This window comes from Porcipelethomonas ammoniilytica (assembly GCF_025567485.1).
Lineage (GTDB): Bacteria > Bacillota > Clostridia > Oscillospirales > Ruminococcaceae > Porcipelethomonas > Porcipelethomonas ammoniilytica.
Map to the genome: position 1 here is coordinate 1 of NZ_JAOQKH010000078.1, position 1,129 is coordinate 1,129.

Sequence of the window (1,129 nt, forward strand, 5' to 3'; positions counted from 1 at the left end):
CATTTTTATGACCTCCATAATATTATATTAATTTTTTGCGGAGCAGTTTTACGTCTTGACCGCTTTCGGACATAAAAACAAGACGTATAATACGTCTTAAATCACATCTTTAGCATTAAAAGAAATAGCGTCCTCTCTTACTCCTCCGGCAGTATCCAGAGCCATAAGAGGAATGTCGCCTGTAAATACGCAGCCTACTGCGGTAACAGTATCAGAACCGTACATCTGATAATAATCAGAGCCTTTATCGTCCATTACGCCTTGGATCGTGCATTCAGGCGTTATTCCGTCTTTCTGATATTTCTGAACTATCTCTTTATACCATGGAGTTGATATTCTTCTTGTGATAGTTCCCGTAATTGTATATCCCATCCAGCGCGAGCTTGGGGAACGTTCTCCCAATACCTTTCCGGTATACACATCAGGTGTAAATTTCAATTCAAACTTAACACCGTCAAGTATCTGCACACCGTCTACAAAAACCTTTCCCTCGCTGAGCGCTATTGGGTTATCGTTGTATCTTTCCATAACCTAACCTCCTTATCTGGTCTTTACTGTAAAATATAACTTTTCTGCACTGTCTACAGGCTGAATTCCTACATTGAAATAAGTACTGTCGCCCTTGCTTTCGCCCCTGACCACTGCAAAATCAGAATCATAGTCAACATTCCGGATAGCTCCTGCGTCAAAAAATTGCTTTAAAATACTTCTTCCCATACCGTCCATAATATCCCAGCCGTTTTCATTGTTGCTGTATTTATTAGGCGGGAAATTCAATCTAATAGATTCTGCAAAGCTGTCAAATACTCTCAGAACCCTGTTCTTGCTGTAGGATTTGTCTTTTCTGTCTGTAAACGATGTAAGACTGTTTATGTCATACTCAACTACAACATCTCCATTTTCGGAATATGAGAAGAAAAACTCGCCGTTCTGGATTGCCGCAACTGCCTGTTCATGGGTTTTAGCTCCTGCAACACTTTCCGCACCCACATAGATCTTATGAGTATTGCTCTGAACGTTTGAGGCGGAAGCATCCGCACCTGCGACCCATGCTGTGGCTTGTGCATTACTAAGCGTAACGCCGTTTATTACAACGGAATTTGTAACGTTAATAATACCCTCATAGTCG

Annotated in this window: 2 protein-coding genes; both read right to left on the minus strand. The window is 41.3% G+C overall.

Annotated features, from left to right (window positions below):
- Positions 1-96 precede the first annotated feature (96 nt).
- Positions 97-528, minus strand: a complete 432-nt coding sequence (locus OCV67_RS13320; RefSeq protein WP_147644296.1) for a phage tail tube protein — start codon at positions 526-528, stop codon at positions 97-99.
- 12 nt (positions 529-540) lie between these two features.
- Positions 541-1,129, minus strand: a 589-nt coding sequence (locus OCV67_RS13325) for a phage tail sheath C-terminal domain-containing protein (protein ID WP_178085184.1), incomplete at its 5' end; no start/stop codon positions are given.

Excerpts from the sequence above, each read along its gene's own strand:
- OCV67_RS13320 (WP_147644296.1), bottom strand. The coding sequence starts at position 528 with ATGGAAAGATACAACGATAACCCAATAGCGCTCAGCGAGGGAAAGGTT.